At 70.9% G+C, this 24928-nt stretch carries 22 protein-coding genes and 5 pseudogenes; 14 read left to right on the top strand and 13 right to left on the bottom strand.

The features are described from left to right. Window positions 1–286 precede the first annotated feature (286 nt). Entirely contained in the window at window positions 287–709 is a 423-nt protein-coding gene (locus JHD63_RS15085) for a hotdog fold thioesterase (RefSeq protein ID WP_198971636.1), read from the top strand. Between the two features lie 52 nt (window positions 710–761). On the opposite strand, the pseudogene JHD63_RS15080 reads toward JHD63_RS15085, so the two are convergent. The 6 genes and pseudogenes from JHD63_RS15080 to JHD63_RS24585 form a co-directional block, all read right to left on the bottom strand. Further along, window positions 762–1360, bottom strand: a pseudogene (locus JHD63_RS15080) (ATP-binding cassette domain-containing protein); the annotation flags it as partial. Continuing rightward, window positions 1357–2294 (bottom strand): annotated as a pseudogene (locus JHD63_RS15075) (ABC transporter permease). The pseudogenes JHD63_RS15075 and JHD63_RS15080, both read right to left, overlap by 4 nt. A 158-nt stretch (window positions 2295–2452) precedes the next feature. Further along, window positions 2453–2916: pseudogene (locus JHD63_RS15070) on the bottom strand (ABC transporter permease); the annotation flags it as partial. Window positions 2917–2934: 18 nt separating this feature from the next. Next, window positions 2935–3456 carry an ABC transporter substrate-binding protein gene (locus tag JHD63_RS24590; RefSeq protein WP_370590526.1) on the bottom strand — a complete coding sequence of 174 codons (522 nt, stop codon included), beginning with the start codon at window positions 3454–3456 and terminating at the stop codon, window positions 2935–2937. A gap of 94 nt (window positions 3457–3550) precedes the next feature. Then, window positions 3551–3691: pseudogene (locus JHD63_RS25005) on the bottom strand (ABC transporter substrate-binding protein); the annotation flags it as partial. Continuing rightward, on the bottom strand, window positions 3688–4251 hold the full coding sequence (locus tag JHD63_RS24585) for an ABC transporter substrate-binding protein (RefSeq protein WP_370590524.1): 564 nt from the start codon (window positions 4249–4251) through the stop codon (window positions 3688–3690). The pseudogene JHD63_RS25005 and the gene JHD63_RS24585, both read right to left, overlap by 4 nt. A gap of 547 nt (window positions 4252–4798) precedes the next feature. Here JHD63_RS24585 and JHD63_RS15060 point away from each other — a divergent pair. Next, window positions 4799–5743, top strand: a complete 945-nt coding sequence (locus JHD63_RS15060) for a CysB family HTH-type transcriptional regulator (RefSeq protein ID WP_198971635.1) — start codon at window positions 4799–4801, stop codon at window positions 5741–5743. Between the two features lie 6 nt (window positions 5744–5749). Here the strand turns inward: JHD63_RS15060 and JHD63_RS15055 are convergent, their stop codons facing one another. From JHD63_RS15055 to JHD63_RS15045, 3 genes are read right to left on the bottom strand one after another with little or no spacing between them, the layout of a single operon-like run. Next, window positions 5750–6988 carry a GAF domain-containing sensor histidine kinase gene (locus JHD63_RS15055; RefSeq protein WP_198971634.1) on the bottom strand — a complete coding sequence of 413 codons (1239 nt, stop codon included), beginning with the start codon at window positions 6986–6988 and terminating at the stop codon, window positions 5750–5752. A 31-nt stretch (window positions 6989–7019) separates the two neighbouring features. After that, complete coding sequence (locus JHD63_RS15050; RefSeq protein WP_370590522.1) at window positions 7020–7781, bottom strand: aspartate/glutamate racemase family protein; 762 nt, start codon at window positions 7779–7781, stop codon at window positions 7020–7022. Window positions 7782–7812: 31 nt separating this feature from the next. Next, a complete protein-coding gene (locus JHD63_RS15045) occupies window positions 7813–8691 on the bottom strand; it encodes a transporter substrate-binding domain-containing protein (protein ID WP_198971633.1) in 879 nt (292 codons plus the stop codon). A gap of 223 nt (window positions 8692–8914) precedes the next feature. Here JHD63_RS15045 and JHD63_RS15040 point away from each other — a divergent pair, with 223 nt between their 5' ends. Continuing rightward, entirely contained in the window at window positions 8915–10138 is a 1224-nt protein-coding gene (locus tag JHD63_RS15040; protein WP_198971632.1) for a D-amino acid dehydrogenase, read from the top strand. Between the two features lie 61 nt (window positions 10139–10199). Here JHD63_RS15040 and JHD63_RS15035 read toward each other — a convergent pair whose 3' ends face one another. Continuing rightward, window positions 10200–11135 carry a LysR family transcriptional regulator gene (locus JHD63_RS15035; RefSeq protein WP_198971631.1) on the bottom strand — a complete coding sequence of 312 codons (936 nt, stop codon included), beginning with the start codon at window positions 11133–11135 and terminating at the stop codon, window positions 10200–10202. Between the two features lie 107 nt (window positions 11136–11242). Here JHD63_RS15035 and JHD63_RS15030 point away from each other — a divergent pair, with 107 nt between their 5' ends. Further along, window positions 11243–12247 (top strand): zinc-dependent alcohol dehydrogenase family protein, encoded by a 1005-nt coding sequence (locus JHD63_RS15030; RefSeq protein ID WP_198971630.1) that lies wholly within the window; start codon window positions 11243–11245, stop codon window positions 12245–12247. An 87-nt stretch (window positions 12248–12334) separates the two neighbouring features. Here the strand turns inward: JHD63_RS15030 and JHD63_RS15025 are convergent, their stop codons facing one another. Both JHD63_RS15025 and JHD63_RS15020 read right to left on the bottom strand, forming a co-directional pair. Next, complete coding sequence (locus JHD63_RS15025; protein ID WP_198971629.1) at window positions 12335–13234, bottom strand: LysR family transcriptional regulator; 900 nt, start codon at window positions 13232–13234, stop codon at window positions 12335–12337. 3 nt (window positions 13235–13237) lie between these two features. Beyond that, window positions 13238–13801 carry a cob(I)yrinic acid a,c-diamide adenosyltransferase gene (locus tag JHD63_RS15020; RefSeq protein ID WP_198971628.1) on the bottom strand — a complete coding sequence of 188 codons (564 nt, stop codon included), beginning with the start codon at window positions 13799–13801 and terminating at the stop codon, window positions 13238–13240. Window positions 13802–13941: 140 nt separating this feature from the next. Here JHD63_RS15020 and JHD63_RS15015 point away from each other — a divergent pair, with 140 nt between their 5' ends. The 8 genes from JHD63_RS15015 to JHD63_RS14980 all read left to right on the top strand — a co-directional run bounded on the left by JHD63_RS15015 (window position 13942) and on the right by JHD63_RS14980 (window position 22890). Next, window positions 13942–14562 carry a TetR/AcrR family transcriptional regulator gene (locus JHD63_RS15015; protein WP_198971627.1) on the top strand — a complete coding sequence of 207 codons (621 nt, stop codon included), beginning with the start codon at window positions 13942–13944 and terminating at the stop codon, window positions 14560–14562. Window positions 14563–14585: 23 nt separating this feature from the next. Next, entirely contained in the window at window positions 14586–15578 is a 993-nt protein-coding gene (locus JHD63_RS15010; RefSeq protein ID WP_198971626.1) for a Bug family tripartite tricarboxylate transporter substrate binding protein, read from the top strand. Window positions 15579–15580: 2 nt separating this feature from the next. Then, window positions 15581–17059, top strand: a complete 1479-nt coding sequence (locus JHD63_RS15005) for a carboxylesterase/lipase family protein (protein WP_198971625.1) — start codon at window positions 15581–15583, stop codon at window positions 17057–17059. Next, a complete protein-coding gene (locus tag JHD63_RS15000) occupies window positions 17056–18480 on the top strand; it encodes an FAD-binding oxidoreductase (RefSeq protein WP_198971624.1) in 1425 nt (474 codons plus the stop codon). Before JHD63_RS15005 ends, JHD63_RS15000 begins: the two co-directional genes overlap by 4 nt. A gap of 240 nt (window positions 18481–18720) precedes the next feature. Then, the gene (locus tag JHD63_RS14995; RefSeq protein WP_198971623.1) at window positions 18721–19413 is read left to right on the top strand and encodes an FCD domain-containing protein; all 693 of its coding nucleotides are present in this window, start codon (window positions 18721–18723) and stop codon (window positions 19411–19413) included. Window positions 19414–19463: 50 nt separating this feature from the next. Then, a complete protein-coding gene (locus JHD63_RS14990) occupies window positions 19464–20447 on the top strand; it encodes a Bug family tripartite tricarboxylate transporter substrate binding protein (protein ID WP_198971622.1) in 984 nt (327 codons plus the stop codon). 71 nt (window positions 20448–20518) lie between these two features. Then, a complete protein-coding gene (locus JHD63_RS14985; RefSeq protein WP_198971621.1) occupies window positions 20519–21889 on the top strand; it encodes an MmgE/PrpD family protein in 1371 nt (456 codons plus the stop codon). Beyond that, window positions 21886–22890 (top strand): D-2-hydroxyacid dehydrogenase family protein, encoded by a 1005-nt coding sequence (locus JHD63_RS14980; RefSeq protein ID WP_370590521.1) that lies wholly within the window; start codon window positions 21886–21888, stop codon window positions 22888–22890. The genes JHD63_RS14985 and JHD63_RS14980 overlap by 4 nt, the downstream gene beginning before the upstream one ends. Before the next feature lie 30 nt (window positions 22891–22920). Here JHD63_RS14980 and JHD63_RS14975 read toward each other — a convergent pair whose 3' ends face one another. Further along, window positions 22921–23826, bottom strand: coding sequence for an alpha/beta fold hydrolase (locus JHD63_RS14975; RefSeq protein WP_198971620.1), 906 nt, complete (start codon window positions 23824–23826; stop codon window positions 22921–22923). 61 nt (window positions 23827–23887) lie between these two features. Here JHD63_RS14975 and JHD63_RS14970 point away from each other — a divergent pair, with 61 nt between their 5' ends. Both JHD63_RS14970 and JHD63_RS14965 read left to right on the top strand, forming a co-directional pair. After that, window positions 23888–24529: a LysE family transporter gene (locus JHD63_RS14970; RefSeq protein ID WP_198971619.1), complete on the top strand. Its 642-nt coding sequence runs from the start codon at window positions 23888–23890 to the stop codon at window positions 24527–24529. An 18-nt stretch (window positions 24530–24547) separates the two neighbouring features. After that, window positions 24548–24928: pseudogene (locus JHD63_RS14965) on the top strand (hypothetical protein); the annotation flags it as partial.

Genomic DNA, 24928 nt, shown 5'->3' with positions numbered 1-24928 from the left:
CTCGGTGAAGCTCGGGCTGCAGGCCAAGCGCAAGCGCGCTGGCTGGAGCCTGCCCTATCTGGAGCACCTCATGGGCATGGGAGCGGCTCTGGGGATGGGGGGCTCTGGTTAGATGCGATTGCCCTGTCTGGATGCGGGATTTGCTATTTTATTAATAGCATACAGCCCATATGCTACATGGGATTCAGGCACTTTCAACCAGAATTCTGGTGCGGGGCGCGTCGCCTGCCGGACTGCGGCGGCACGGGTTGCGCCCTATCCTCCCGCGAAACTTCGGGAGACCCCCATGGCCATCTGGCAAAAACCCATCAGCGTCGAACTCCTGCACTCCCTCCACGTCGGCACCGCGCCCGAGCGGCTGGGCCTGGAGTTCCTGGAGGTGGGCGAGGACTTCATCCGCGGCCGCGTGCCGGTGGACCAGCGCACGCGCCAGCCCGTCGGCATCCTGCACGGCGGCGTGTCGGTGCTGCTGGCCGAGACGCTGGGCTCCTGCGGCGCGGCCTACAGCTGCCCCGAAGGGCATCGCGCCGTCGGCCTGGACATCAACGCCAACCATCTGCGCTCGGTGAGCGAGGGCTGGGTCACCGGCACCGCGCGGCCGGTGCACATCGGCCGCACCACGCAGGTATGGCAGATCGACATGGTGAACGACGCGGGCCAGCCGACCTGCGTGTCGCGCATCACCATGGCGGTGCTGGCGCCGCGATAGGCTATGCGAACCGCGCGCCCGCCAGACCCGGCGCCGCGCGGACCCGGCCCACGATCAGGTTGAGCACCTGGGCCTGCACCGAGACGTCGAGCGAGGAGGTGGGCTCGTCGCAGACGATGAACTCGGGCCGGCTGGCCAGGGCGCGCGCGATGGCGATGCGCTGGCGCTGCCCGAGAACTGGTGCGGGTAGCGCCGGCCGTCGTCGGGCGACATGCGCACGCGGCGCAGCGCGTCGGCCACGCGCTCCTCGGTCCCGGCGCGGCTGCCGGTCAGGCCCAGCACTTCGAGCGGCTCGGCGATCAGGCGGTCCACGCGCCAGCGCGGGTTCAGGCTGGCGTACGGGTCCTGGAAGATCATCTGGAAGCGCAGGCGCAGCGCTGCGGCGCCCTGCGGGTCGGCCCAGCGGTCGATGCCGTCGATGCCGTCGATGCCGTCGATGACGATGCGCCCGGCCGTGGGCGGCGTGAGGCCGGCGATCATGCGCGCAACGGTGGACTTGCCCGAGCCGGATTCGCCCACCACGCCCAGGATTTCGCCCGGGGCGATGTCGAAGGAAACGCCGTCGAGCACCTGCACCGTGCCGCGGTAGGTGTCGAAGGCCGCGCCCAGGTCGCGCACGCGCAGGGTCGGGATGTCGTGCGCGGTGCTCATTGGAGTTTGGGGTTGAGTGCGTCGCGCAGCCAGTCGCCGACGAGTTTGACCGACAGCGCCAGCGCCAGCAGCACCAGCGCGGGGAACAGCAGGATCCACCATTCGCCCGAGAACAGGAAGCCCTGGCCGATGCGGATCAGCGTGCCCAGCGAGGGCTCGGTGGGCGGCAGGCCCACGCCCAGGTAGGACAGCGTGGATTCGGCCACGATGGCCAGCGCGAAGCTGATGGTGGCGATCACCAGCACCGGCGCCAGCAGGTTGGGCAGGATTGGCGCACCAGGATGCCGGCACGCGAGCGGCCGATGACCTGGGCCGCGAGCACGTAGTCCTTGTGCTTCTCGACCAGGACCGCGCCGCGCACGGTGCGCGCGTACTGCACCCAGTCCGACAGGCCGATGGCCAGTACGATCAAGAACAGCGCCATGTCGTCGCGGTAGCCGTCGGGCAGCAGGCCGCGCGCGATGCCGAACACCGGCAGCGCCACCAGCAGCACCGGGAAGGTGAGCTGGATGTCGGCGATGCGCATCACCAGCGTGTCGAACCATCCGCCGGCGTAGCCGGCCACCAGGCCCAGCGGCACGCCGATGGCCAGCGACAGCGCCACCGCCGACACCCCCGCCAGCAGCGACATGCGCAGTCCGTAGAGGATGGCGGAGAACACGTCGCGGCCCTGGTCGTCGCTGCCCAGCGGGTAGACCACGCCGGAGGAGCCGGCCTGTCCGGGACGGGTGAAGGCGTCGAGCAGGTCGAGCGCGGCCGGGTCGAACGGGTTCTGCCGCGCCAGCCACGGCGCCAGCAGGGCCGCCAGCACCAGCAGCGCGAGCACCAGCACGGCGCCCTGCACGGTGCGCGAGCGGGCAAAGGAGCGCAGTACCGGCGAATCGGATTCGCGCCAGCGCCGCCGCGCGGCGTTTGCGGATGAAGCTTGGGACATAGGCAAGACAAGAGTTGATTGCTATTTTATTGATAGCTATCAGCCCAGGTGAATCCTGGGCTTTAGCCACTTTTCATGCATGAAGCAGGTCAGGCGCGGCGCAGCCGGGGGTCGACCAGCAGATACACCAGATCGACCACCAGGTTGATGCACACGTCCGCGAACAGGTAGATCAGCCCGATGCCGATCAGGAAGGTCGGCAGCGAGACGCCGACCAGCGACAGCGTCATCAGCGCGCGGCTCGCCCAGCCGTCGCGCCGGATCGCGGTGTACACGCCCAGCGCGACCCCGCCCAGCACCGCCACCACCGAGGCCAGCAGCGCCAGCTCCAGCGTGGCGGGCAGGCGCTCGGCCAGCACCTCGGTACCGGCCGCTTGAGGCGGTAGGAAACGCCGAACTCGCCGCGCAGCACGTTGCCGACGTAGTGCAGGTACTGCACCGGCACCGGCTGGTCGAAGCCCAGCCGCGCGGCCAGCGCCTGCAGGTCTTCGATCGAGGCGTCGTCGCCCAGCAGGCTGACGGTCGGGTCGCCGATGTGGCGGAACACCATGAAGGACACCAGCGACACCGCCAGCAGCACCAGCACGGACTGGCAGAGGCGGCGCAGGAGATGGGCAAACATGCGAACCGAGCCCCCGCCTTACTTGTTGCCCAGCGTGGCGTTCTTGAAGAAGGTGTAGTTCATCGGGTCCACCGGAATGTCGAGCTTGCGCACCATGGCGTAGTCCAGCACCTGGTTGTGCAGCGGGATGTAGATGCGCTCCTTCTGCACCGTGGTCCAGATATCGTGGATCGCCTTGTCGCGCCGGGCCTTGTCGCTCTCGGAGGACAGGCCCACGATCTTCGCGTCCAGCGCCGGATTGCTGTAGCGCGTGGCATTGGTCGAGCCGCGGCCGTCCTTGCCGCGCGTGTGCAGCAGGTAGTCGAGGACGTAGGCCGAATCAAAGGTGGGCACGCCCCAGCCGAACGGGTAGAAGTCGGAATCGGCCGAGTTGATCGCCGCGCCGTGCAGCGCGATCGGGCGCGCCGCCACCGTGGTCTTCACGCCGATGCGGCCGAGGAAGCTGGAGATCGCGGTGCAGATCGCCTCGTCGTTCACGTAGCGGTCGTTCGGGCAATGCAGGGTGATGCCGAAGCCGTTCGGGTAGCCCGCCTCGGCCAGCAGCTTCCTGGCCTGCGCGGCATTGGCCTTGGGGATTGGTGTCGTAGGCCTTCTCGTAGCCGTGCGCGAAGGACGGCACGATCATGCCGGTGGGCTGCGACAGGCCGCGCATGACCGCCTTCTGGATCGCGTCGCGGTCGATCGCCAGGTTGAAGGCCTCGCGCACCTTGGGCTCGGCCAGCGGGTTCTTGCCCTGCACGTCGGCGTAATTGAGCGGGTCGCGGCCCACGTTCATGCCAGGAAGATGGTGCGGTTCTCGGGGCCCTCGTTGAAGCGCAGCTTCTTGTCTTCCTTCAGGCGGGCGATGTCGGGCACCGGCACGTCCTGCAGGAAATCGATCTCGCCCGACAGCAGCGCGGCCACGCGCGTGGCGGGCGACTTGATCGGCACGAACACCAGCTCGGTCACCTGCAGCGGGAACTGGCCGCGGCCCCAGTAGCCGGGGAACTGCTTGAAGACGGTGCGGCTGTCCTGCTCGCGCGACACCAGCTGGTAGGGGCCGGTGCCGTTCTCGTTGCGGGTGAAGTGGTTTTCTTCCTTGCCCTTCTCGTCCTGCGGCGCTTCGGACTTGTTGGCCTTGGCCCAGGCGGCAATGACGATGAAGACGTTGACCAGGTTGTCCGGGAAGACCAGGTTCGGCCCCTTGGTCTTGGCCTGCACGGTGAACGGATCGACCTTGCGCACCTCCGCCACCGAGGCCAGCAGCGCCTTCATGCCCGAGGACGGCGCGCGGGCGCGGTGGAGCGAGAACACCACGTCGTCGGCGGTCAGCAGCGAGCCGTCGTGGAACTTCACGCCGCGGCGCAGCTTGAACTCCCGGACCGTCGGGTCGGACGTCGGGCCTCAGGAGGTGGCCAGCGCCGGGATCAGCTTGCCGACGATGTCGCGCAGCAGCAGCGGCTCGTACATCTGGTGCGAGATGTTGATGTTGGTGCCGGTGTTGACCAATGCGGGTCCAGCGTGGCCGCGTCGCTGAAGCGCGACCAGCGCACTGTCTCGGCCTGCAGGGCGGCGCCTTGCAGCAGCAGGCCGGCGGCCAGCAGGACGCTCACCAGGTGTTTTCGCATCACGTCCAGTTCCTTGGCCTCGGGGTCGTGCGGATGCATCCGCACAGGGGGAAGGAAATCGGCCCGCGTTGCGAGCCGCGCCGTCGGGTGCCGTGGCAGGCGCCGTATGGGTGTTGCTCGTTGGAGTAGGTACCGGTGCGCGCTCGTGGCTGCGCCTATTCTCCCGTACTTCAAGCGCCCGCAGGCCACCTGCTTTTCGCATAAGAAAACAATAATTTATTTGTTGGAGGAGTAAGGCGACGGACGAATAATCGTTTTCCGAATACCGCCTCTCCATGAACTTCCAGCAACTGCGCTCCGTGCGCGAAACCGTGCGCTGCGGCTTCAACCTGACCGAGGTGGCGCAGGCGCTGCACACCTCGCAGCCCGGCGTGAGCCGCCAGATCCGCGAGCTGGAGGAAGAGCTGGGCATCACGCTGTTCGTGCGGGCGGGCAAGCGCCTGACCGGGCTGACCGAGCCGGGCGCGCACGTGCTGCCCATCGTCGAGCGCATCCTGCAGGACAGCCGCAACCTGCGGACCGCGAGCCAGGAGTTCGTGGCGCAGCAGCGTGGCCAGCTGGCCATTGCGGCCACCCACTCGCAGGCGCGCTACGCGCTGCCGGCGGCGGTGCAGGAGTTCCGCAGCCGCTTCCCCGAGGTGCGGCTGAACCTGCACCAGGGCTCGCCGCGCCAGGTGGCCGAGATGCTGCTGGCCGGCGAGGCCGACGTGGGCATCGCGACCGAGGCGCTGGACGGCTACGAGATGCTGCTGGCCCTGCCCTGCTACCGCTGGACGCACTCGGTGGTGGTGCCGCGCGGCCATGCGCTGGAGCAGGCGCCGCTCACGCTGGCGCGGCTGGCGCAGTTCCCGCTGATCACCTACGACGCGGGCTTTACCGGGCGCACGCGCATCGACGAGGCCTTCGCGCACCAGGGACTGGCGCCGGAAATCGTGCTGTCGGCCATGGACGCGGACGTGATCAAGACCTACGTCGCGCTGGGGCTGGGCGTGGGCATCGTCGCCTCGATCGCGTTCGAGGAGGAGCGCGACACCACGCTCGCCGCGGTGGACGCGGGCCGACTGTTCGGCATCAACCTGACCAAACTCGCGGTGCGGCGCGGCGCCTACCTGCGCGGCTACGTCTACGCCTTCATCGAATCCTTCGCGCCGACGCTGGCGCGCAGCGTGGTCGAGCGCGCGCTGCAGGACGACACGCCCGGCGCGCAGTACGACATCTGACCCGGCTCACGCGCCCGAAGGCAGCCGCGCCTCGAAGCGGGTGCCGTTTTCCCGGGAGGATTTCACGGTGAGCGTGCCGCCGTGCGCCTTGACGATCTGCGCGCAGATGTGCAGGCCCAGCCCCAGGCCGCCGCCGGGCGTGCTGTGCGCGGGGCGCCAGTAGGGCTCGAAGATCTTCTGCGCATGCTCGGGCGGGATAGGCTCGCCGCCGTTGGTGACGGCGAGCACCAGCAGCCCCGGCTCGGTCCAGCCCTCGACCCGCACCGGCCGATCGGGCGCGCCGTGCGCCAGCGCATTGCCCAGCAGGTTGGACAGCAGTTGCTGCAGGCGGCCGCGGTCGCAGACGATGGGGCCGGCCAGCGCCAGCCGCACCTCCACCTGCCGCTGCGGATGGCTGTCGCGCAGCTCCGCCACCACGTCCAGCAGCGCCTCGGCCAGGTCCTCGGTCGGGGCCGGCGCGATGCCGATGCCCGAGCCCAGGCGGCTGCGGGTGAAGTCCATCACGTCCTCGATCAGCGCGGCCATGCGCCGCACGGTGGCGCGCAGCCGCTCGCCCGTGGCGGCCAGATCGGGCTCGGCGCGCCGGGCCAGCAGCTCGGCCGTGGCGCCGACCGAATTCAGCGGGTTGCGCAGGTCGTGCCCGAGCACGGCGACGAACTGCTCGCGCAGGTCGGCGGCCGCGCGCGCGTCCAGCAGTTGCGCCTCGGTGGCCTGCTGCAGCCGCACCTGCTGCAGCTGCTGCGCGATGAGTTCGGCGAAGGCGGTGAACATGGCCAGCGCGCCGTTGTCGGCCACCCGCGCCGGCCGTGGATCGATGGCGCACAGGTTGCCGAAGTAGCTGCCGTCGGGCATCACGATGGGCACCGAGACGTAGCTCTCGATCCGGTAGATGCGCGGCGTGTGGTGCGCGCGGTAGACCGGGTCGCGGCTGGCGTGGTCGATGACGATGGGCCGGCGCACCGCGCGCGACTCCTTGCACAAGGTGGTGTGGACGTCGAGCTGCCCGCCGGGCTGCAGGCCAAAGCCGATGCTGTCTTCCACCGCGCAGGCGGTCCAGGTGCCGTCGGTCACGCGCGCCACGGCCGCGAAGCCCATGCCGGTGTGCTGGCAGATCACCCGCAGCAGCGAGGGCACGGCGCTGATGCGCGCGATGCTGGCGATGTCCCGCGCGATGCTCTCGGCGCCATCGGCCAGCGCCGGGCCGGCCGCGTCGGCCGGGAGAAAGAGCGCGCCAGGAACCGCCATGGCCCCATTCTAGGAGGCTGCCGATTCGGCTTCAGGCGCGCGAGGTGACGCAGGCGTAGGCCTTGCGGGCGAGCGCGGCGGCCAGCACCTCGGCCGGGTCGACCAGCAGCAGCCCCGCCGCATCGGCCGCGGGGCGCGGCAGGGCCAGCGGGATTTCGGTGCAGCCCATGATGAGGGCGCTGCCGGGATGGCGCTGCGCCACGGCGCGGGCCACGCCGCCGAAGCACTCCCGCGCCAGCGCCAGGTCGCCGGCCTTCACGCCGGCATAGATGCCCTGCATGACGGCCGCGCGTTCCGCGGGCGCCGGCCGGTGGCAGGCCACGCCGGCGCGCTCCAGCGCGGCGTCGTACACGCCGCTGTCATAGGTGCCCTGGGTGGCCAGCAGCACGGCTTCGGCCACGCCGCGCTGCCGCAGGTGCGCGGCGGTCTCGTCGGCCATGTGCAGCAGTTCGATCTGCGGAAAGCGCTGCTGCAGCGGTGCGTGCCAGGCATGCGCGGTGTTGCAGGCGATGGCCACGGCGCGCGCGCCGAGCGCGGCGAGCCGGCCCAGGGCCATGAGCATCGCATCGAGCGGCTGGTGCGCGCCGGGCGTGGCGTCGGCCAGCGCGCGGCTGCGGTCGGGCACCGGCACCTGGGCCAGCCAGTGCTCGGGGAAGCCCTGGTCGTGCACCGGCAGGCCCATGGCCTCCATGCGGCGGATGCAGGCCTGCACGAACAGCCGCACGAAGTCAGCGCCGGCCGCCGGCCCCATGCCGCCGAGGATGCCGACGACCTCGGGATGCGCGGCCGGCACGGCGCCTACCTCCGGCCCGGGCGCGCGGGCCTCATTGCGCGGGCTTGTCGCTCTGCGCGACGAGGTTGGCGCGCAGTTCGGCGCTCATGGGCACCTGCAGCGGCACGTTGCGCGGCGGGATCGGCTGCACGAACCACTTGTCGTAGAGCTTCTCGAACGCGCCGGACTTCATCATGCCGTTGATGACGCCGTCGACCAGCGTCTTGAAGGGCGCGTCGTCCAGCCGCAGCATGCAGGCGTAGGGCTCGACCTGCAGCGCGTCGCCGGTGACTTCGTAGTCGTCCGGGGCCTTGGCATTGGCCTTCAGGCCGTAGAGCAGGATGTCGTCCATGCCGAAGGCCAGGGCGCGTCCGGACTCCACCAGCAGGAAGGAATCCGCATGGTCCTTGCCGAAGACGAACTGCATGCCCAGCTTCTGGTCGGCGTCGTACTTGCGCAGCACCTGCACGTTGGTGGTGCCGGTGGTGGTGGCGACCGGCTTGCCGGCCAGGTCGGCGTAGTTCTTCACGCCCGAGGACTTCTTCACCAGCAGGCGCGTGCCGGTGTAGAAGTAGTTGGTGGCGAAGGCCACGTCCTTGCCGCGCGCGGTGTTGTTGGTGGTGGAGCCGCACTCCAGGTCCACCGTGCCGTTCCTCACCAGCGGGATGCGGTTCTGCGAGGTCACCGGCTGCCACTCGACCTTGATGTCGGGCTTGCCGAGCTGCTTGCGCACCGCGTCGGCGACGGCGTTGGAGATCTCCACCGCGAAGCCGATCGGCTGGCCCGGCGCCTGCAGGTAGCTGAAGGGCACGGAGGACTCGCGGTAGGCCAGCGTGATCTTGCCGGACTCGGCGATCCTGGAGAGCGTGTCGGCCTGGGCCATGCCTGCAGCCAGCAGCAGTACGGCGGCCATCGATGCGGAGAGCTTCATGGTGAACCTTTCGGAGTGGACCCAGGGAACGGGTTCGGCGCAGTGTAGGAAGCCACGGCCCGCGCCGCGCATGCTTTCTGCGACCAGGGCCATGCCGCGAAGTCATGGGCGGCGGGGCGGCGCGCTTTGGCACGGCCCTGGCCGCCGCCGGGCATAACCGGGCGGCATGGGCAGGCGCCCTGCGCGCATGCCCGCGCCGCCGTGGCCGGCCTACAGTGGCCGCATGCCTTCCCTCTCCAAGCACGTCTGCATCCTGGGCGCCGGCATTGCCGGCCTGGCCACCGCCTACACCCTGCAGCGCCAGGGCCACCAGGTCACGCTGCTGGACCGCGCCGCGCCCGGCCAGGGCGCCAGCGGCGGCAACGGCGCGCAACTGAGCTACTCCTACGTGCAGCCGCTGGCCGACCCGGGGCTCTGGCGGCAGCTGCCCCATCTACTGCTGGCGGCCGATTCACCGCTCAAGCTGCGCCCCCGGCTCGACCCGCGGCAGTGGCGCTGGGCGCTGGAGTTCCTGGCGGCCTGCAATGCGCGCACCTCGCGCGACACCACGGCGCAGTTGCTGGCGCTGGCGGCCGAGAGCCGCGCCGGCTTCGAGGCCATGCGCGCGGACCTGCGGCCCGACTGCGACTTCAGCGCGCGCGGCAAGCTGGTGCTCTACGCCAGCGCCGCCGCGCTGGCCGCAGCCGAGCGGCAGTTGGCGCTGCAGCAGGCGCTGGGCAGCGCGCCGCAGCGCATCGTGAAGCCGGACGAATGCGCGCGCATCGAGCCGGCGCTCGATGCCTGTCGCGCCCGCATCGCCGGCGCGGTCTACACGCCCAGCGAATGCGCGGCCGACTGCCTGAAGGTGTGCGAGGCGCTGGCCCGCGCCCTGGAGCAGCGCGGCGCGCGGCTGCTGTGCAACACCGAGGCGCTGGGCCTGGAGGTGCGCGGCGGCCGGGTGGTGGCGGTGCGCACGGCTCAGGGCGCGCTGGCGGCCGACTGCTTCGTGCTGGCGCTGGGCAGCGGATCGGCGCGGCTGGCGCGGCCGCTGGGCGTGCGCGTGCCGGTGTATCCGCTCAAGGGCTACAGCCTGACGCTGGAGCTGGGCGCGCAGGCCGCCGCCGGCCCGCAGGTCAGCGTGACCGACAGCGCGCGCAAGGTGGTGTTCGCGCGCATCGGCTCGCGCCTGCGCGTGGCCGGCATGGCCGAGATCGTCGGGCACGAGAACGACATTCCGCCCGCGCGCATGGCCACGCTGCGCCAGGCCACGCAAGCCGTGTTCCCGCAACTGGCCGGCGCGGCCGAGCTGCAGCACTGGACCGGCATGCGCCCGGCCACGCCCACCGGCCGCCCGCTGCTGGGCCGCCTGCCGGGGGCGCCCGAGGGGCTGCTGTTCAACACCGGGCACGGGGCTTTGGGCTTTACGCTGGCGTTTGGCAGTGCGGAGCGGCTAGTCCGGATGATTTGAAGAAAAAGTGGCTCTAGCCCAGGCAGCACCTGGGCTTATAGCTATATATTTTGAAGCGCCACTAGCCCGTGACCTCCACCGCCATCAATTCCGGAAGCCGCTGCGCGAGCAGGTCGATCACCACTCGCACCTTCATGGGCAGTGTCCGCATCCTCGGCCAGATCGCATTGAGCTCATAGCCGAAGGGCTTGGGCTCTTCGAATACGCGCACCAGCCGGCCGGCCGCGACATCGCGCGCGGCCATCCAGACCGGCACGCGCGCCAAGCCCCAGCCAGCTGCCGCGCAGTCCATCACCACGTCGAGTGCGTTACAGACGAAGCGCGACTGGACCTCGAAATCGACAGGGGCAGCCGCGCTGTCGGCGCCGGCAAAGCGCCAAGGCTGGCGCCACCCTTGGCGCGCATAGCCCACGAAGTGGTGCGCGTCGCGTTGCGCGACGAGGTCGCCGTAGCACGCCGGTCGCGGGCGCCCGGCCAGATACGCCGGCGACGCGTAGACCGCCATCAACTGCTGGCCAAGGGGCCGCGCCGCCAGCGCCGTGCTGTCATCGAGAACGCCGCTGCGGATGGCCAGGTCGATCCCTTCTTCGACCAGGTCGACCCGCCTGTCGCTGTAGGTGACGTCGAAAGCCAGTCGGGAATGCCGCTCGCCCAGCTCGAGCAGCAGCGGCGCGATCAACTGCCGGCCGATGATGATGGGCATGGTGAGCCGCACGCGGCCAAGCGGCTCTTGCCGGCCGGCGTCCAGTTCTTCGCCGGCAGCGACCAGCTCGTCCAGCGCCCGCCGGCACCGCTCGTAGTAGGCCTGCCCTTGCTCGGTCAAATGATGGCTGCGCGTGGTGCGATGAAAGAGCCGCGTGTCGAGCCGGGCTTCGAGCCGCGCCACGCTCTTGCCAACCGCAGAGCGCGTGAGCTTCAGTTTGTCGGCCGCCGCCGCGAAGTTGCCGGCCTCGACCACGGCCACGAAGACCTCGACACCATTCAGATGCTCATTCATTGGGGAATTCTAGACCTCTATCTGGAAAATTTAATGATCCACAAGGGATATGGATGAACCAATAGCATCAAACGCACCATCAACACCCTTTTAGAAAAGAGTCCGTCATGACAAGCACGATGCAAAGTTGGCAGATCGAGTCGTTTGACCGCCGCAGCCTGAAGCAGGTCGAGGCGCCGCTACCGTCGCCTGGCGCCGGCCAGCTCCTGGTGCGCACGCAAGCGGCCTCGCTGAACTATCGCGACCTGATGGTCACGAGCGGCAACTACGCGTGGGTGCCGCCCTTGCCCTTCACGCCGGGCTCCGATCTGGCCGGCGTGGTGGAAGCCGTGGGCCCGGGCGTAACGCGCTGGGCGGGCGGCGAGCGCATTGTCAGTACCTTTGTGGCCGGCTGGATCGATGGCAAGGCGCCGTCGGGCACCTTCTCGCTGGGCGGCCCCGGCCCGGGCGCTTTGGCGACGCATGTGCTGCTCGACGAGCAATGGGCCGTGGCGGCGCCGCAGACGCTGACGGCCGAACAGGCGTCGACCTTGCCCTGCGCCGCGCTGACGGCCTGGTTCTCGTTTTTCGAAGAGGGTTCGCTCAAGGCCGGCGACACCGTGCTGATCCACGGCACCGGCGGCGTCGCGCTGTTCGGGCTGCAGTTCGCGGCGATGGCCGGTGCGAAGGTCATCATCGTTTCGGGCGGCGCCGACAAGCGCGAGAAGGCCCTGGCACTTGGCGCCGCGCATGTCATCGCCCGGGATGCCGACTGGCCGGCCGAGGTCAAGCGCCTGACGGGCGGACGCGGTGCCGATCACGTGCTGGAAACCGTCGGCGGCGCCAACCTGGGCCGGTCGCTGGCCTCCGTGGCGCAAGGAGGCCGGGTCTCGCTGATCGGCGTGATCGGTGGCGGCAGCGTCGAGGCCTCATCCTTCGACTTCATCCGCAGCAGGGCCGTCGTGCAAGGCGTGAGCGTGGGGCATCGCCGTGCGCTGGAAGACATGATCCGCGCCATCGACGCGACGCAGATGCAGCCCGTGATCGACAAGGTCTATGGCTTTGCCGACGCACCGGCTGCCTTCGAGCAGTTGGAGCGTGGGGCCTTTGGCAAGGTCGTCGTCTCGATCTGAGTCTGGTCAGCGCGAATAAACTTCACAGCCAGATATGGCCTTAGCCCAGGTGGGTCCTTGGCTTTTAGCTATACATTTTGAAAGGCACTAAGCCACATCCTTCAGCGCCTGCTGCATGGCCCGGGCAATCGCCCGCACCGCGACCGAATCTGGTTTGTCGGCCTGGCGCAGCACGCGGATGGGCACGGGTATGTGGGGCTCCAGGCGCAGCACTTCGACCTTTTCGCGGTCGGCCGAGCAGGCGGTGCAACCATCCACCAGTGCCACGCCCAGGCCGTGGTGGGCCATGGACAGCGCGGCGTGATAGGTCTGCACCGTCACCACCGCCTGCAGGCCCACGCCGGCGTCGCGGCAGGCCTGGTTCAGGCTGATGCCGACCGGGTCGCGCGCGTCCAGCGCCACGGCGGGCAGCTCGGCGATGTCGTCCAGCGCCACCCAGCCGCGCCGCACCAGGCGCGCCGGCAGCATGCCCTTGGGCGCGATGCAGACGATGCGGCTCTCAGCCAGCGCCTCCTGCGTGAGCGACGGATGCGCGGCCGGGCTGAAGACGAAGCCGACGTCGGCCTCGCGCAGCAGCAGCGCCGACATGATCTGCGGCGAATGCAGCGCCTCGACCCGGATGGCGATGCCCGCGTGCTGCTGGCGGAACAGCCGCAGCGCGCGCGGCAGCACCTCGTAGCTCAGCGCCAGCACGGTGAGGATGCGCAGCTCGCCCGCGTCCTGCGCGGTGCGCAGGTTCTCGGCCAGGCGCTGCACTTCGTCCAGTTGGGCAAACAGGCGCTCGATGTGCGGGTAGAGCGTGAGCGCCTCGGTGGTCGGCACCAGCCGCCCGCGCGTGCGCTGGAACAGCGGGAAGCCCAGCTGCAGCTCGGCATGCTGCAAGGTGCGGCTGACCGCCGGCTGCGTGACGTTGATCAGCCGCGCCGCCGCGCTGACGCTGCCGGTCAGCATGATGGCGTTGAAGACTTCTATGTGGCGCAGGCGCATGGCTCAGGAAGCGCTACGCGCTAAACGCTCGCTTTTCCAATAGACGTCGTCGCCACCGTCCACGCGGTTGAGCACGCGCGCCAGCACAAACAGCAGATCCGACAGGCGATTGAGGTAGCGGCGCGGCGCATCGCGCACCGTGTCCACATGGCCCAGCGCCACCACGGCGCGCTCGGCACGCCGCGCCACGGTGCGGCAGACATGGGCCTGCGATGCGGCGCGCGTGCCCGCAGGCAGGATGAATTCGGCCAGCCGCGGCAGCGTGGCGTTGTGTGCGGCCAGGGCCTCGTCCAGCTGCAGCAGCGCGGCGTCCTTCAGCAGCTCGAAGCCGGGGATGGACAGCTCGCCGCCCAGGTCGAACAGGTGGTGCTGCACCTCCACCAGTAGCGTGCGCACGGCATCGGGCAGCGGCTCGCACAGCAGCAGGCCGATGTGGGAGTTGAGCTCGTCCACATCGCCCATGGCCTGCACGCGCAGGTGGTCCTTGGGCACGCGGGTGTTGTCGCCGAGGCCGGTGGTGCCATCGTCCCCGGTGCGGGTGGCGATCTGGGTGAGTCGGTTGCCCATGCTCGTGGTCAGGAGGGAAAAAAGGATGCGCCGACTGTAGCGGGACTTCTGGTCCCGCATCTTCTCGAGCAGACGGGTTCCGCGCCGCTCCCCGGGCAAACCCTGTCATTTGGAATATGCCTGTATGGTAAATTTTTCCAATGCCAGCCCCTACCCCGCAACGCGCCCGGCGCAGCCACGCCGAACGCAGCCGTGAGACACAGGACCACCTGATAGACACGGCCATCGGCGTGATCCAGGACAAGAGCTTCCAGGGCGCGACGATCTTCGAGATCGCCAAGTCCGCCGGCCTGACGCCCGGCGCGCTGCAGCACCACTTCGGCTCCAAGGCGGTGCTGATGATGCGGGTGGCGGACCGCCTGATCGAACTCGGCGCGGCCAGCGGCGGCATCTGGCCCGATGCCCGCGCGCCGCTGCCCGAGCGCGCCGAGGCCCTGGTGCGCACCGCCTGGGAGCGCATCTACGCGCCGCCGCGCTTCCTGGCGGCGTGGAACGTGTACTTCGGCTGCAGCACCGACGAGGCCGTGCGCGCCTACATCGCCGACAAGCGCCTGGCGTTGCAGCAAGGCCTGCGCACGCGCTTTCACGCGAGCTTTCCCGAGCTGGCCGGCCGCCCCGACGCCGACGCCTTCATCGACATGGTCTTCACCACGCTGCGCGGCCTGGGCCTGCTGCGGCTGTTCGGCCCGCAGCAAGCCGAATGCGACGCACAGCTGGCTGCGCTGGCACACACCATCGTGCAGCGCTGCCTGGCCGACTGACATTCCCACAACGGAGACAAACGATGACGACATTGACCGCCCTTCGGCGCGGCGGGATCGCCGCGGCCTGCGCATTCGCCGCACTGGGCGCCTCAGCCCAGACGCCGCCCTACCCCGACCCGCACAAGATCATCCAGATCGTCGCCATGCAGCCGCCCGGCAGCGCTTCGGAGACGATGGCGCGCAGCTGGGCCGAATGCGCGGCGCGCCAGCTGGGGCAGCCGGTGATCGTGCAGAACAAGCCCGGGGCCAATGGCGTGCTGGCGGTGCGCTACCTGGAGAGCCAGCCGCGCGACGGCTACACGGTGATGTTCATCGGCATGTCGCAGATGGCCATCACGCCCTACATCTTCAAGAAGCCGCCCTACGACCCGCAGAAGGACTTCGACGGCATCGCGCTGCTGTCGAACACCTCGATGATCCTGACCGCCAGCCCGGGCTCGGGCATCCGCAGCCTGGCCGACCTGGCCCGCGTGGCGCGCGAATCCAAGGGCCAGCTCAATTTCGCCTCGCCCGGCAACGGCAGCCCGGCGCACCTGCTGACCACGGCGCTGGCCGACAAGCTGGGCGCGCCCATGACCCACGTGCCCTTCGTCGGCGAGGCCGCCGGCATGACCAGCCTGATGGGCAACCAGGTGCAGCTCATGACGCTGGTGCTGGGCACCGCCATCCCGCAGGTCAAGGCCGGCAAGATCGTGCCGCTGGCGGTGCTGGCGCCGCAGCGCTCGGCGCTGCTGCCGGATGTGCCGGCACTGGCCGAGCTGATGGACTTCAAGGACCTGGAGCGCCCGGCCTGGGGCGCGCTGGTGGCCGCCGCCGGCACGCCGCGCCCGGCGATCGAGCGCCTCAACGCCGTCACCCAGCAATGCATGGCCGACCCGGCGCTGCGCGAGCGCTATGCCGGCATGAGCATCAGCACCGTGCGTTCCACCCCCGAGGACGTGAAGCTCTGGGCCGCGCGCGACGCGCAGGTCTGGCGCCCGCTGATCGAGAAGCTCGGGCTGGTCACGCAGTGAGCGTGGCGCTGGCAGACGACACGCTTCTCCTGCATGGCCTGCGCGGCCGGCGCGAAGGCGGCGTGGCGGTGTTCCGCGGCATTCCCTATGCCCAGGCACCGACCGGCGCGCGCCGCTTTGCCGCGCCCGAGCCGGTGGGCCTGCCTGAAGGCGGGCATGACGCGCGGGCCTTTGGCCCGGTCCCACCGCAGCCGCCGCGCCCCGGCATGGCCCGCCGCGCGGAGGCTGGCCTTGGCAACTGCCTGAACCTCAACATCTGGACGCCCGACCCGGCCGCGCGCGGCCAGCCGGTGCTGCTGTGGCTGCCCGGCGGCGGATTTGTGCGGGCCGATGCCGGCCAGGACTGGTACGAGGGCGCCGGCTTTGCGCGCCAGGGCATCGTCCTTGTCTCGGTCAACTACCGCGTCGGCGTGGACGGCTTTGCCGCGCTGGACGGCGCACCCGCCAACCGTGGCCTGCTGGACCAGATCGCCGCGCTGCAATGGGTGCAGCGCCACATCCGGCACTTTGGCGGCGACCCGGCGCAAGTCACGCTGGCCGGGCATTCGGCCGGCGCAGGCTCGGTGGCCTGCCTGCTGGGCCTGCCGCAGGCGCGCGGGCTGTTCCGCCGCGCCATATTGCAAAGCCCCAGCGTGGCCACGCTGGACACGGTCCAGGCCGGGCGCCTGAGCGCCGTGCTGGCCGCACTGCTGGGCGTGCCCGCCACGCGCGCCGCTTTCGCCGCCCTGCCGGTGGCCGAGCTGCTGCGCGGCGTGGAGCAACTGCTGGCGCGCGGCATGCCCGAGCGCGATTGCGCGGCCTTCTGCATGGCCTCGCCGTTTCGCCCCACGGTAGACGGCGCTCTGCTGCGCGCGCCGGTGCTGCAGCAACTGGCGCAGGCCGCGCCGCAGTTGCAGGGCATGGACGTACTGGTCGGCTCGAACGACGAGGAAATGCGCTTCTACCTGGCGCCTGACGACCGCCTGGCCCAGGTCGGCGAGGCCGCGCTGGACGCCTTTTGCCGCGCCGCCGGCCTGCCGCCCGCGCTGGCCGCCGCCTACCCCGGCGCCAGTGCCGGCGAGCGGCTCTGCGCGCTGCAGTCCGACTACTACTACCGCCTGCCCGCGCTGCGCATTGCCGAGCTGTGCGCCAGCGCCGGCCTGCGCAGCTTCCACTACCGCTTTGGCTGGCGCTCGGACGCCTGCGGCGGCCGCATGGGCGCGGCCCATGCGCTGGAGGTGCCCTTCGTGTTCGACACCCTGCCCAGCAGCACCGCTCGCGGCCTGGCCGGCAGCGCGCCGCCCGCGGCGCTGGCGCAGCAGATGCATGCCGCCTGGGGCCGCTTCGTGCGCGAAGGCACGCCGGGCTGGACGCCCTTCCAGGCCGGCCAGCACTACACCGAACGGCTCGGCGGCAACGCCGGCAGCGCGGACATCGCCCTGCCGCTGGCCGCGCCGGCGCGGTGGAGTGCTATCTTTCCCTCCCCCGGAGACCCCTCATGAACGCCCCCACCGCCCCGACCCACCTGTTGCCTACCATCGCCCAGCGCGCGGTGCCCGCCGCCATGCTCGATGCGCTGGCCACGCGCTTCGGCGCGCAATGCTCCACCGCCCAGGCCGTGCGCGAGCAGCATGGCCGCGACGAGTCCTCGTTCCAGGCGCCGCCGCCCGCGGCCGTGGTGTTTGCCGAAAGCACGCAGGACGTGGCCGATGCGCTGCGCATCGCCGACCAGTACGCGGTGCCGGTGATCGCCTTCGGCAGCGGCTCTTCGCTCGAAGGACATCTGCTGGCGGTGCAGGGCGGCATCAGTGTGGACGTCTCGCGCATGAACCGCATCCTGCGGCTCGATGCCGACGACCTGACGGTGACGGTGCAGCCCGGCATCACGCGCAAGCAGCTCAACGAGCAGATCAAGGACAGCGGCCTGTTCTTCCCGATCGACCCGGGCGCCGACGCCTCGCTCGGCGGCATGGCCGCCACGCGCGCCAGCGGCACCAACGCCGTGCGCTACGGCACCATGCGTGAGAACGTGCTGGCGCTGGAGGTGGTGACCGCCAGCGGCGAGGTGATCCGCACCGGCACGCGTGCACGCAAGTCGGCCGCGGGCTATGACCTCACGCGCCTGTTCGTGGGCAGCGAAGGCACGCTGGGCATCATCACCGAGGTCACGCTGCGCCTGTACCCGCTGCCCGAGGCGGTGTCGGCCGCGATCTGCTCCTTCCCCAGCATCGAGGCCGCCGTGCGCACCACGATCCAGACCATCCAGCTCGGCGTGCCGATCGCGCGGGTGGAGCTGATCGACGCCAACACGGTGCGCATGGTCAACGCACACTCCCGCACCACGCTGCGCGAGGAGCCCATGCTGCTGATGGAATTCCACGGCACGCCCGCCAGCGTGAAGGAGCAGGCCGAGACGGTGCAGGAGATCGCCGGCGAGTTCGGCGGCAATGCCTTCGAATGGGCCAGCACGCCCGAGGAACGCACCCGGCTCTGGACCGCACGCCACAACGCCTACTTCGCGGCCATCCAGTCGCGCCCGGGCTGCCGCGCCATATCGACCGACACCTGCGTGCCGATCTCGCGCCTGGCCGACTGCCTGCTGGACTCCGTGGCCGAGGCCGACGCCAGCGGCATCCCCTACTTCCTGGTCGGCCACGTGGGCGACGGCAACTTCCACTTCGGCTATCTGATCGACCCCGACAGCGCCGAAGAACGCGCCACCGCCGAGCGCCTGAACCACACCCTGGTCGAGCGCGCGCTGCGCCTGGAAGGCACCTGCACCGGCGAACACGGCGTGGGCCTGCACAAGATGGGCTTTTTGGTCGACGAGGCCGGCGCCGGCGCGATCGACGCCATGCGCACCCTCAAGCGGGCGATGGACCCGAAGAACATCCTCAACCCCGGCAAGATCTTCGCGCTCTAGCCGCGCCGGGTGCGCCTGCCAGCCCGCGGCCCGGGGGGCGGCGCACCCGCATTGGGGAAGGCAGCAGCAAGGGCGCCGGCACGAAGCCGGCATTCCGCGGCCGCGCGCCAGCGAGGTATTTCTACCCGGGTTTCACCAGAAGGTGTCCCCGCACCTTGCGCGTGGGGGACGCAGGCGATTGACGCGCTTGTGCCCTTCGCCATAATTCGTATACGATATCCGAAACCATATTTACACCGCATGTTCCCCTGGCAATCCCTCCCCGCCGCCGGCCAACTGGCCGCCGTGCGCGACACCTCGCTGGCCAAGCTGGTCCGCGAGGACGTTCTGGGCCAGATCCTGCGCGGCGAGCTGCCGCCTGGCGCCCGCATCAACGAACCCGACGTGGCCGCCCGCCTGGGCGTTTCGCGCGTGCCGGTGCGCGAGGCGCTGCGCGAGCTGGAGAGCTCCGGCCTGGTGGTGGCGCGCAAGCACGCAGGCGTGTTCGTGCGCGAGCTGCCTGCCGCCGAGGTGCGCGGGCTGTACGAACTGCGCGCCCTGCTCGACGGTTACGCCGGGCGCTGCGCCGCGCAGCTGGCCGCGCCCCGCCGCCTGGCGCTGGCCGACACGCTGGACGCCTCCATCGCGCTGATGCAGGACGCCGCCGACGTGCCCGACGTGGCGCGCTACTACGCCGAGAACCTGCGCTTCCACTGGCTGATGGTGGAGGCCACCGGCAACCAGCCGCTGGCCGACACCTACCGCGGCGTGGTGCAGAAGCTGCACCTGTCGCGGCTCAAGAACCTGTCGCAGGACATGGGCATGCAGGCCTCGATCGCCGAGCACCGCGCCATTGCCGCGGCTCAGCGCAGCGGCGATGCCGCGCGCTGCGAGACGCTGCTGGCCACCCACGTGCATGACGCCTACGAAAGGCTGCCCGCCACCCGCGACTAGATCCCTTTTTTCGCGCGCCCGTTGCGCACCAAGACCACAAGGAGACAAACATGCAACGACGTACCCTGCTGCAGGCCGCATCCGCCCTGCTTCCGCCGGCCCTGGCCGGCCTGCCCGGCGCCGCGCGCGCCCAGGGCGCCTACCCGGACCGGGTCATCCGCTACATCGTGCCGGTGGCCGCCGGCGGCGGCAGCGACCTGGTCGGCCGCACCGTGACCGAGCGCTGGGGCCGCGCGCTCGGCCAGAGCATCATCGTGGACAACCAGGGCGGCGGCGGCGGCATCATCGCCAGCCAGAACACCGCCAAGGCCGCCCCCGACGGCTACACGCTGATGCAGGGCTACGTGGCCACGCACGGCACCAGCCCGGCCACGCGCAAGGTGCCCTACGACCCGGTGAAGGACTTCACGCCGATCGGCATGATCGGCGCCACGCCCAACGTGCTGGTGATCGACGCCAACCTGCCGGTGAAGAACTTCAAGGAGTTCGTCGCCTACCTCAACGCCAACAAGGGCAAGGTCAGCTACGGCTCCGCCGGCGCCGGCTCTCTCACCCACCTGACGATGGAGCTGCTCAAGCAGCAGCTCGGCACGCCCATGGTGCACATCCCCTACCGCGGCATCGCGCCGGCCCTGACCGACGCCATGGGCGGCCAGACCCAGGCGGTGTTCCCCGGGCTGGCGGCGGCACTGCAGCACATCCGTGCCGGCCGCGTGCGGGCGCTGGCCGTCACCGGCAGCGTGCGCGCGCCGCAGATCAAGGATGTGCCCACGCTCGACGAACTGGGCCTGAAGAACTTCGACGCGGTGCAGTGGTACGGCGTGGTCGGCCCGGCCGGCATGCCGCCGGCCATCGTGCAGAAGCTCAACGAGACGCTCAACAGCGTGCTGAAGGCGCCGGACATGCGCGAGAAGCTGGCCGGCGAGGCCGTCGAGCCCATGCCCCTGTCGGCGCAGGAGTTCGGCAGCTACATCCAGCGCGACGTGGCGCGCTGGACGGCACTGGCCAAGGCCCAGAACATCTCGCTGGACTAGGGCGCATCCGCGCCGGCCCCAGCCACCTGGATCACTGATCTTTCACGTTCCTTCCCCTTCATCCTTTCACCATGGCACGCAACACCCAGGTCCAGGCCGACCACAACGCCCCTCCCATCACCCGCATCCTGGCCGAGTACGTCGCGAACCACCCTTCGCGCGGCTGGAGCGATGCGGTGGACCACGAGGCGCACCGCACCTTCCTCAACTGGCTGGGCTGCGCCGTGGGCGCGGCGCACCATGAAGCCGCCGACGCCGCGCTGGCCGCGGTCAAGGTGCTGCAGCCCGCGCCGCAGGCCAGCATCGCCGGGCGCGCCGAGAAGGTCGACATCGCCAGCGCGGCGCTGGTCAACGGCATCACCTCGCACACCTTCGACTTCGACGACACGCACCTCAAGACCATCATCCATCCGGCCGGGCCGGTGGCGTCCGCCCTGCTGGCGCTGGCCGAGCACACGGGCGCCTCGGGCCGGCAGCTGATCGACGCGCTGGTGCTGGGCATCGACGTGGCCTGCCGCGCCGGCAACATGGTCTACCCCGAGCACTACGACCGCGGCTGGCACATCACCGGCACCACCGGCGTGCTGGGCGCAGCGGCCGGCTGCGCGCGCCTGCTGGGCCTCAACGCCGACCAGACGCAGATGGCGCTGGGCATCGCCGCCTCGCAGCCGGTGGGCCTGCGCGAGCAGTTCGGCACCATGACCAAGCCCTTCCACCCGGGTGCGGCGGCGCGCGCGGGGCTGATGTCGGCACTGCTGGCGCAGCAGGGCTTCACCGCCAGCCTGAAGGCGCTGGAGGCACCGCGCGGCTTCGCCCAGGTGGTCTCCACCAAGCAGGCCTGGAACGAGATCACCGACGAGCTGGGCCAGCGCTTCGAGATCTCCTTCAACAGCTACAAGCCCTTTGCCTGCGGCATCGTGATCCACCCCAGCATCGACGCCTGCGTGCAGCTGCGCGAGCAGGGCGTGAGCGCCGAGCAGATCGAGCGCATCGAGCTCAAGGTGCACTCGCTGGTGCTGGAGCTCACCGGCAAGAAGGAGCCGGCCGACGGCCTGGCCGCCAAGTTCAGCGTCTACCACGGCTGCGCCGCGGGCCTGATCTTCGGCAAGGCGACCGAGGACGAGTACGCCAACGACATCGTCAACCGCGCCGACATGGTCGCCCTGCGCCGCAAGGTGGTCGCCACCGTGGACGACGCCATCGACGAGGCCAGTGCCGACGTCACCGCGGTGCTGGCAGACGGGCGCCGGGTGCACGTGTTCGTCGAGCACGCCATCGGCTCGCTGGAGCGGCCCATGACCGACGCCATGCTCGAAGCCAAGTTCCGCGGCATGTCCGACCCCATCCTGGGTGCCGAGCGCAGCACGCAGCTGCTGGCAGCCTGCTGGCAGCTGGGCGGCGCGGCCGACCTGCGCGGCCTGGCGGCGCTGACGCGTCCGTGAGCGCCGCCATGAGCACGGCCCGGCCGCGCATCGTCGTCCTCGACGACTGGGAACGCGCGCTGCAGCGGCTGGCCGACTGGCGCGCGATCGAGGCGCTGGCCGACGTCACCGTGCACCACGCGCCGCTGCGGGGCGAAGCCCTGCCGGAGGCACTGCAGCATACCGACGCCCTGGTGCTGATGCGCGACCGCACGCCCTTCGACGCGGCGCTGCTGGCGCGCCTGCCGCAGCTGCGCTACCTGGTCTTCACCGGCACACGCAACGAACGGCTGGACCTGGCCGCGCTGCAGGCCCGCGGCATCCCGGTCAGCCACACCGGCTGGGGACCGTCCAAGGACAGCACCTGCGAGATGACCTGGGCGCTGATCCTGGCGGCCACGCGCCAGCTGGAGGCGCAGTCGGCCCGGCTGCGCGCGGGCGCCTGGCGCGACGCGGCCGGCGGTGCGCTGCCCAGCGTGCTGCACGGCCGGCGGCTGGGCCTGATCGGCCTGGGCGAGATCGGCGGGCGCGTGGCGCGCATCGGCAAGGCCTTCGGCATGGAGGTGGTGACCTGGAGCCCGCGCATGACGGCCGAGCGCGCAGCGGAGCACGGCGCGCTGTTCCTGCCGCTGGAGGAGCTGCTGGCGACCTCGCAGGTGGTCAGCCTGCACCTGGTGCCGACGCCGCAGACCCGGCACCTGCTCGATGCGCAGCGCCTGGCGCTGATGCGCCCGGACAGCCTGCTGGTCAACACCTCGCGTTCGGCGCTGGTCGACCCGGTGGCGCTGGCCGAGGCGCTGGCTCGGGGCTGCCCCGGCGGTGCCGCGCTCGACGTGTTCGATGCCGAACCGCTGCCGCTGGACGACCCGCTGCGCCAGGCGCCCAACCTGCTGCTGACGCCGCACATGGGCTTCGTCTGCGAGCCGGTGTACGAGCGCTTTGCCGAGGACACCACCGAGTGCCTGCTGGCCTGGCTGCAGGGGCGCCCGCTGCCCAGGCAGGTGCCTGCGCCAGGGGCCTAGCACCGCAGCACCGGCGCGCCGTGCAGGACGCTACAGCGGCTGCGGCGCGCCTTCGGCGAACCAGGCCTCGAGCAGGGCCTCGGTCTGCGCCGGGCGCTCGTACTGCACCCAGTGCCCGGCGCCGGGCAGCACCTGCCAGCGCCGCGAAGCGCGGCCCGCCACCAGCGCGGGGCCGGTCTGCTGCGGCGTGGCGGTGACGTCGTGCGCGCCCCAGGCCAGCAGCACGGGCACGCCGTGGGCGTCGAGCAGGTCCAGCGCCGGGGCGAGCATGGCGCGGCCGGCGTAACCCTTGCTGCGAAAGCGCGTCTGCAGGCAGGCCTGGCGGTGCAGGGCCAGCGCGAGGGCATCGATATGACGCGCGTCGTGCAGCATCAGCGCGCCCAGGTTGTGGCGCAGGTGCCGGTCGCGCGCGGCTTCGTCTTCCAGGCCTTTCCAGTCGAGCATCTTCACCCGCCCGCGCCGCAGCATGCCGTGGCCGCTGGTGCCCAGCAGCGCCACGCGGCGCACCGCGCCGCCCTGCTCCAGCCGGCACGCCGCGGCATGCGCCACCGCGAGGCCGCCGAAGGAGAAGCCGGCCAGGTCCAGCGGCGTGCCGGCGCCCAGCAGGCCGTCGAGCGCGGCGGCCAGCACCCGGGCCAGGCGCTCCAGCGAGGGCGGGCTGGCCAGGGGGCCGGAGTCTCCATAGCCCGGCATGTCGGGCAGCCACAGCGTGTGCCTGCGCGACAGGGCGTCGAGGTTGCGCACCCAGTGCAGCCAGCTGCCGTGGCCCCCGTGCACCAGCACCAGGGGCGGGCCGCTGCCGATGCGGCGGAAAACGATCTCGTGGCCGTCGGCCGACACGCGTTGGTGTTCGAGCCGCGCGTCGATCGCCGCGATCAGCGCGCGGGCGTCGGCATCGGTGCTGGGGAGTGTGTTCGGCAGCAGCGGAGAGGGCATCGGGGGATTGTGCCGGCTCGGGGACAATGCCCGGACACCTTCTTCCGCTCCCGAGGCCCGCATGTCCCTGCACGTCTGGATCACCTTTTTCGCCGCCGCCTGGGCCATCAGCCTGTCGCCCGGCGCCGCCGCCGTCGCCGCCATGGGATGCGGCCTGCAGCACGGCGGCGCGCGCGGCAGCCTGCCGCTGATCGCCGGCCTGGTGCTGGGCCTGTGCACCCAGGTGCTGGTGGTGGGCATCGGGCTGGGCGCGCTGATCGCCGCCTCGGCCACCGCCTTCCACGTGGTGCAGTGGGCCGGCGTGGCTTACCTGTGTTGGCTCGGCGTGCAGCAATGGCGCGCGCCGGCGCATGCGCTGGTGACGCCAGCCCAGGCCGATGCGCCCGGTCCGACGCTGGCGCCCCTGCGGCGCCAGCTGCTGCTGCGCGGCTGGACGGTGAACGCGCTCAATCCCAAGGGCACGGTGTTCCTGCTGGCGGTGCTGCCGCAGTTCCTGGACCTGGGCGCGCCGCTGGCGCCGCAGTACCTGCTGGTCGGCGCCACGCTGGCGCTGACCGAGGGCATGGTGATGGCCGGCTACGCCGCCCTGGCCGCGCGCGTGCTGCGGCGGCTGCGCACCGAGCGCCAGGTGCGCTGGGTGCAGCGCACGTTCGGTTCGCTGTTCATCGCCGCGGGCGCGCTGTTGGCCGGCTTCAAGCGATAGGCCGCGGCACGCTCGGTCATGGCACTGAACCTGGTCTGGCTCGGCTTTTTCGTGGCGGCCTTTGCCACCGCCTGCGTGCGGCTGGCGCTGGGCGACGTGGAGGTGTTCTCGCGCCTGCTGGCCGCGCTGTTCGACGCCGCGCGCAGCGGCTTCGACATTGCGCTGGGCCTGACCGGCGTGATGGCGCTGTGGCTGGGCCTGCTGCGCGTGGGCGAGCGCGCCGGCATGGTCGACCTGCTGGCGCGCGCCGCCGCACCGCTGCTGCGCCAGCTGTTCCCGGGCGTGCCGGCCGGGCACCCGGCGCAGGGGGCGATGACGATGAACGTCTCGGCCAACCTGCTGGGCCTGGACAACGCCGCCACGCCGCTGGGCCTGAAGGCGATGCGCGAGCTGGAAACG

It is taken from the genome of Xylophilus sp. ASV27 (genome assembly GCF_016428875.1).
In the GTDB taxonomy this organism is placed as follows: Bacteria; Pseudomonadota; Gammaproteobacteria; order Burkholderiales; family Burkholderiaceae_C; genus Xylophilus.
The sequence above is the reverse complement of the archived record's forward strand: the minus strand, read 5'-3'. Positions and strand labels throughout refer to the sequence as shown.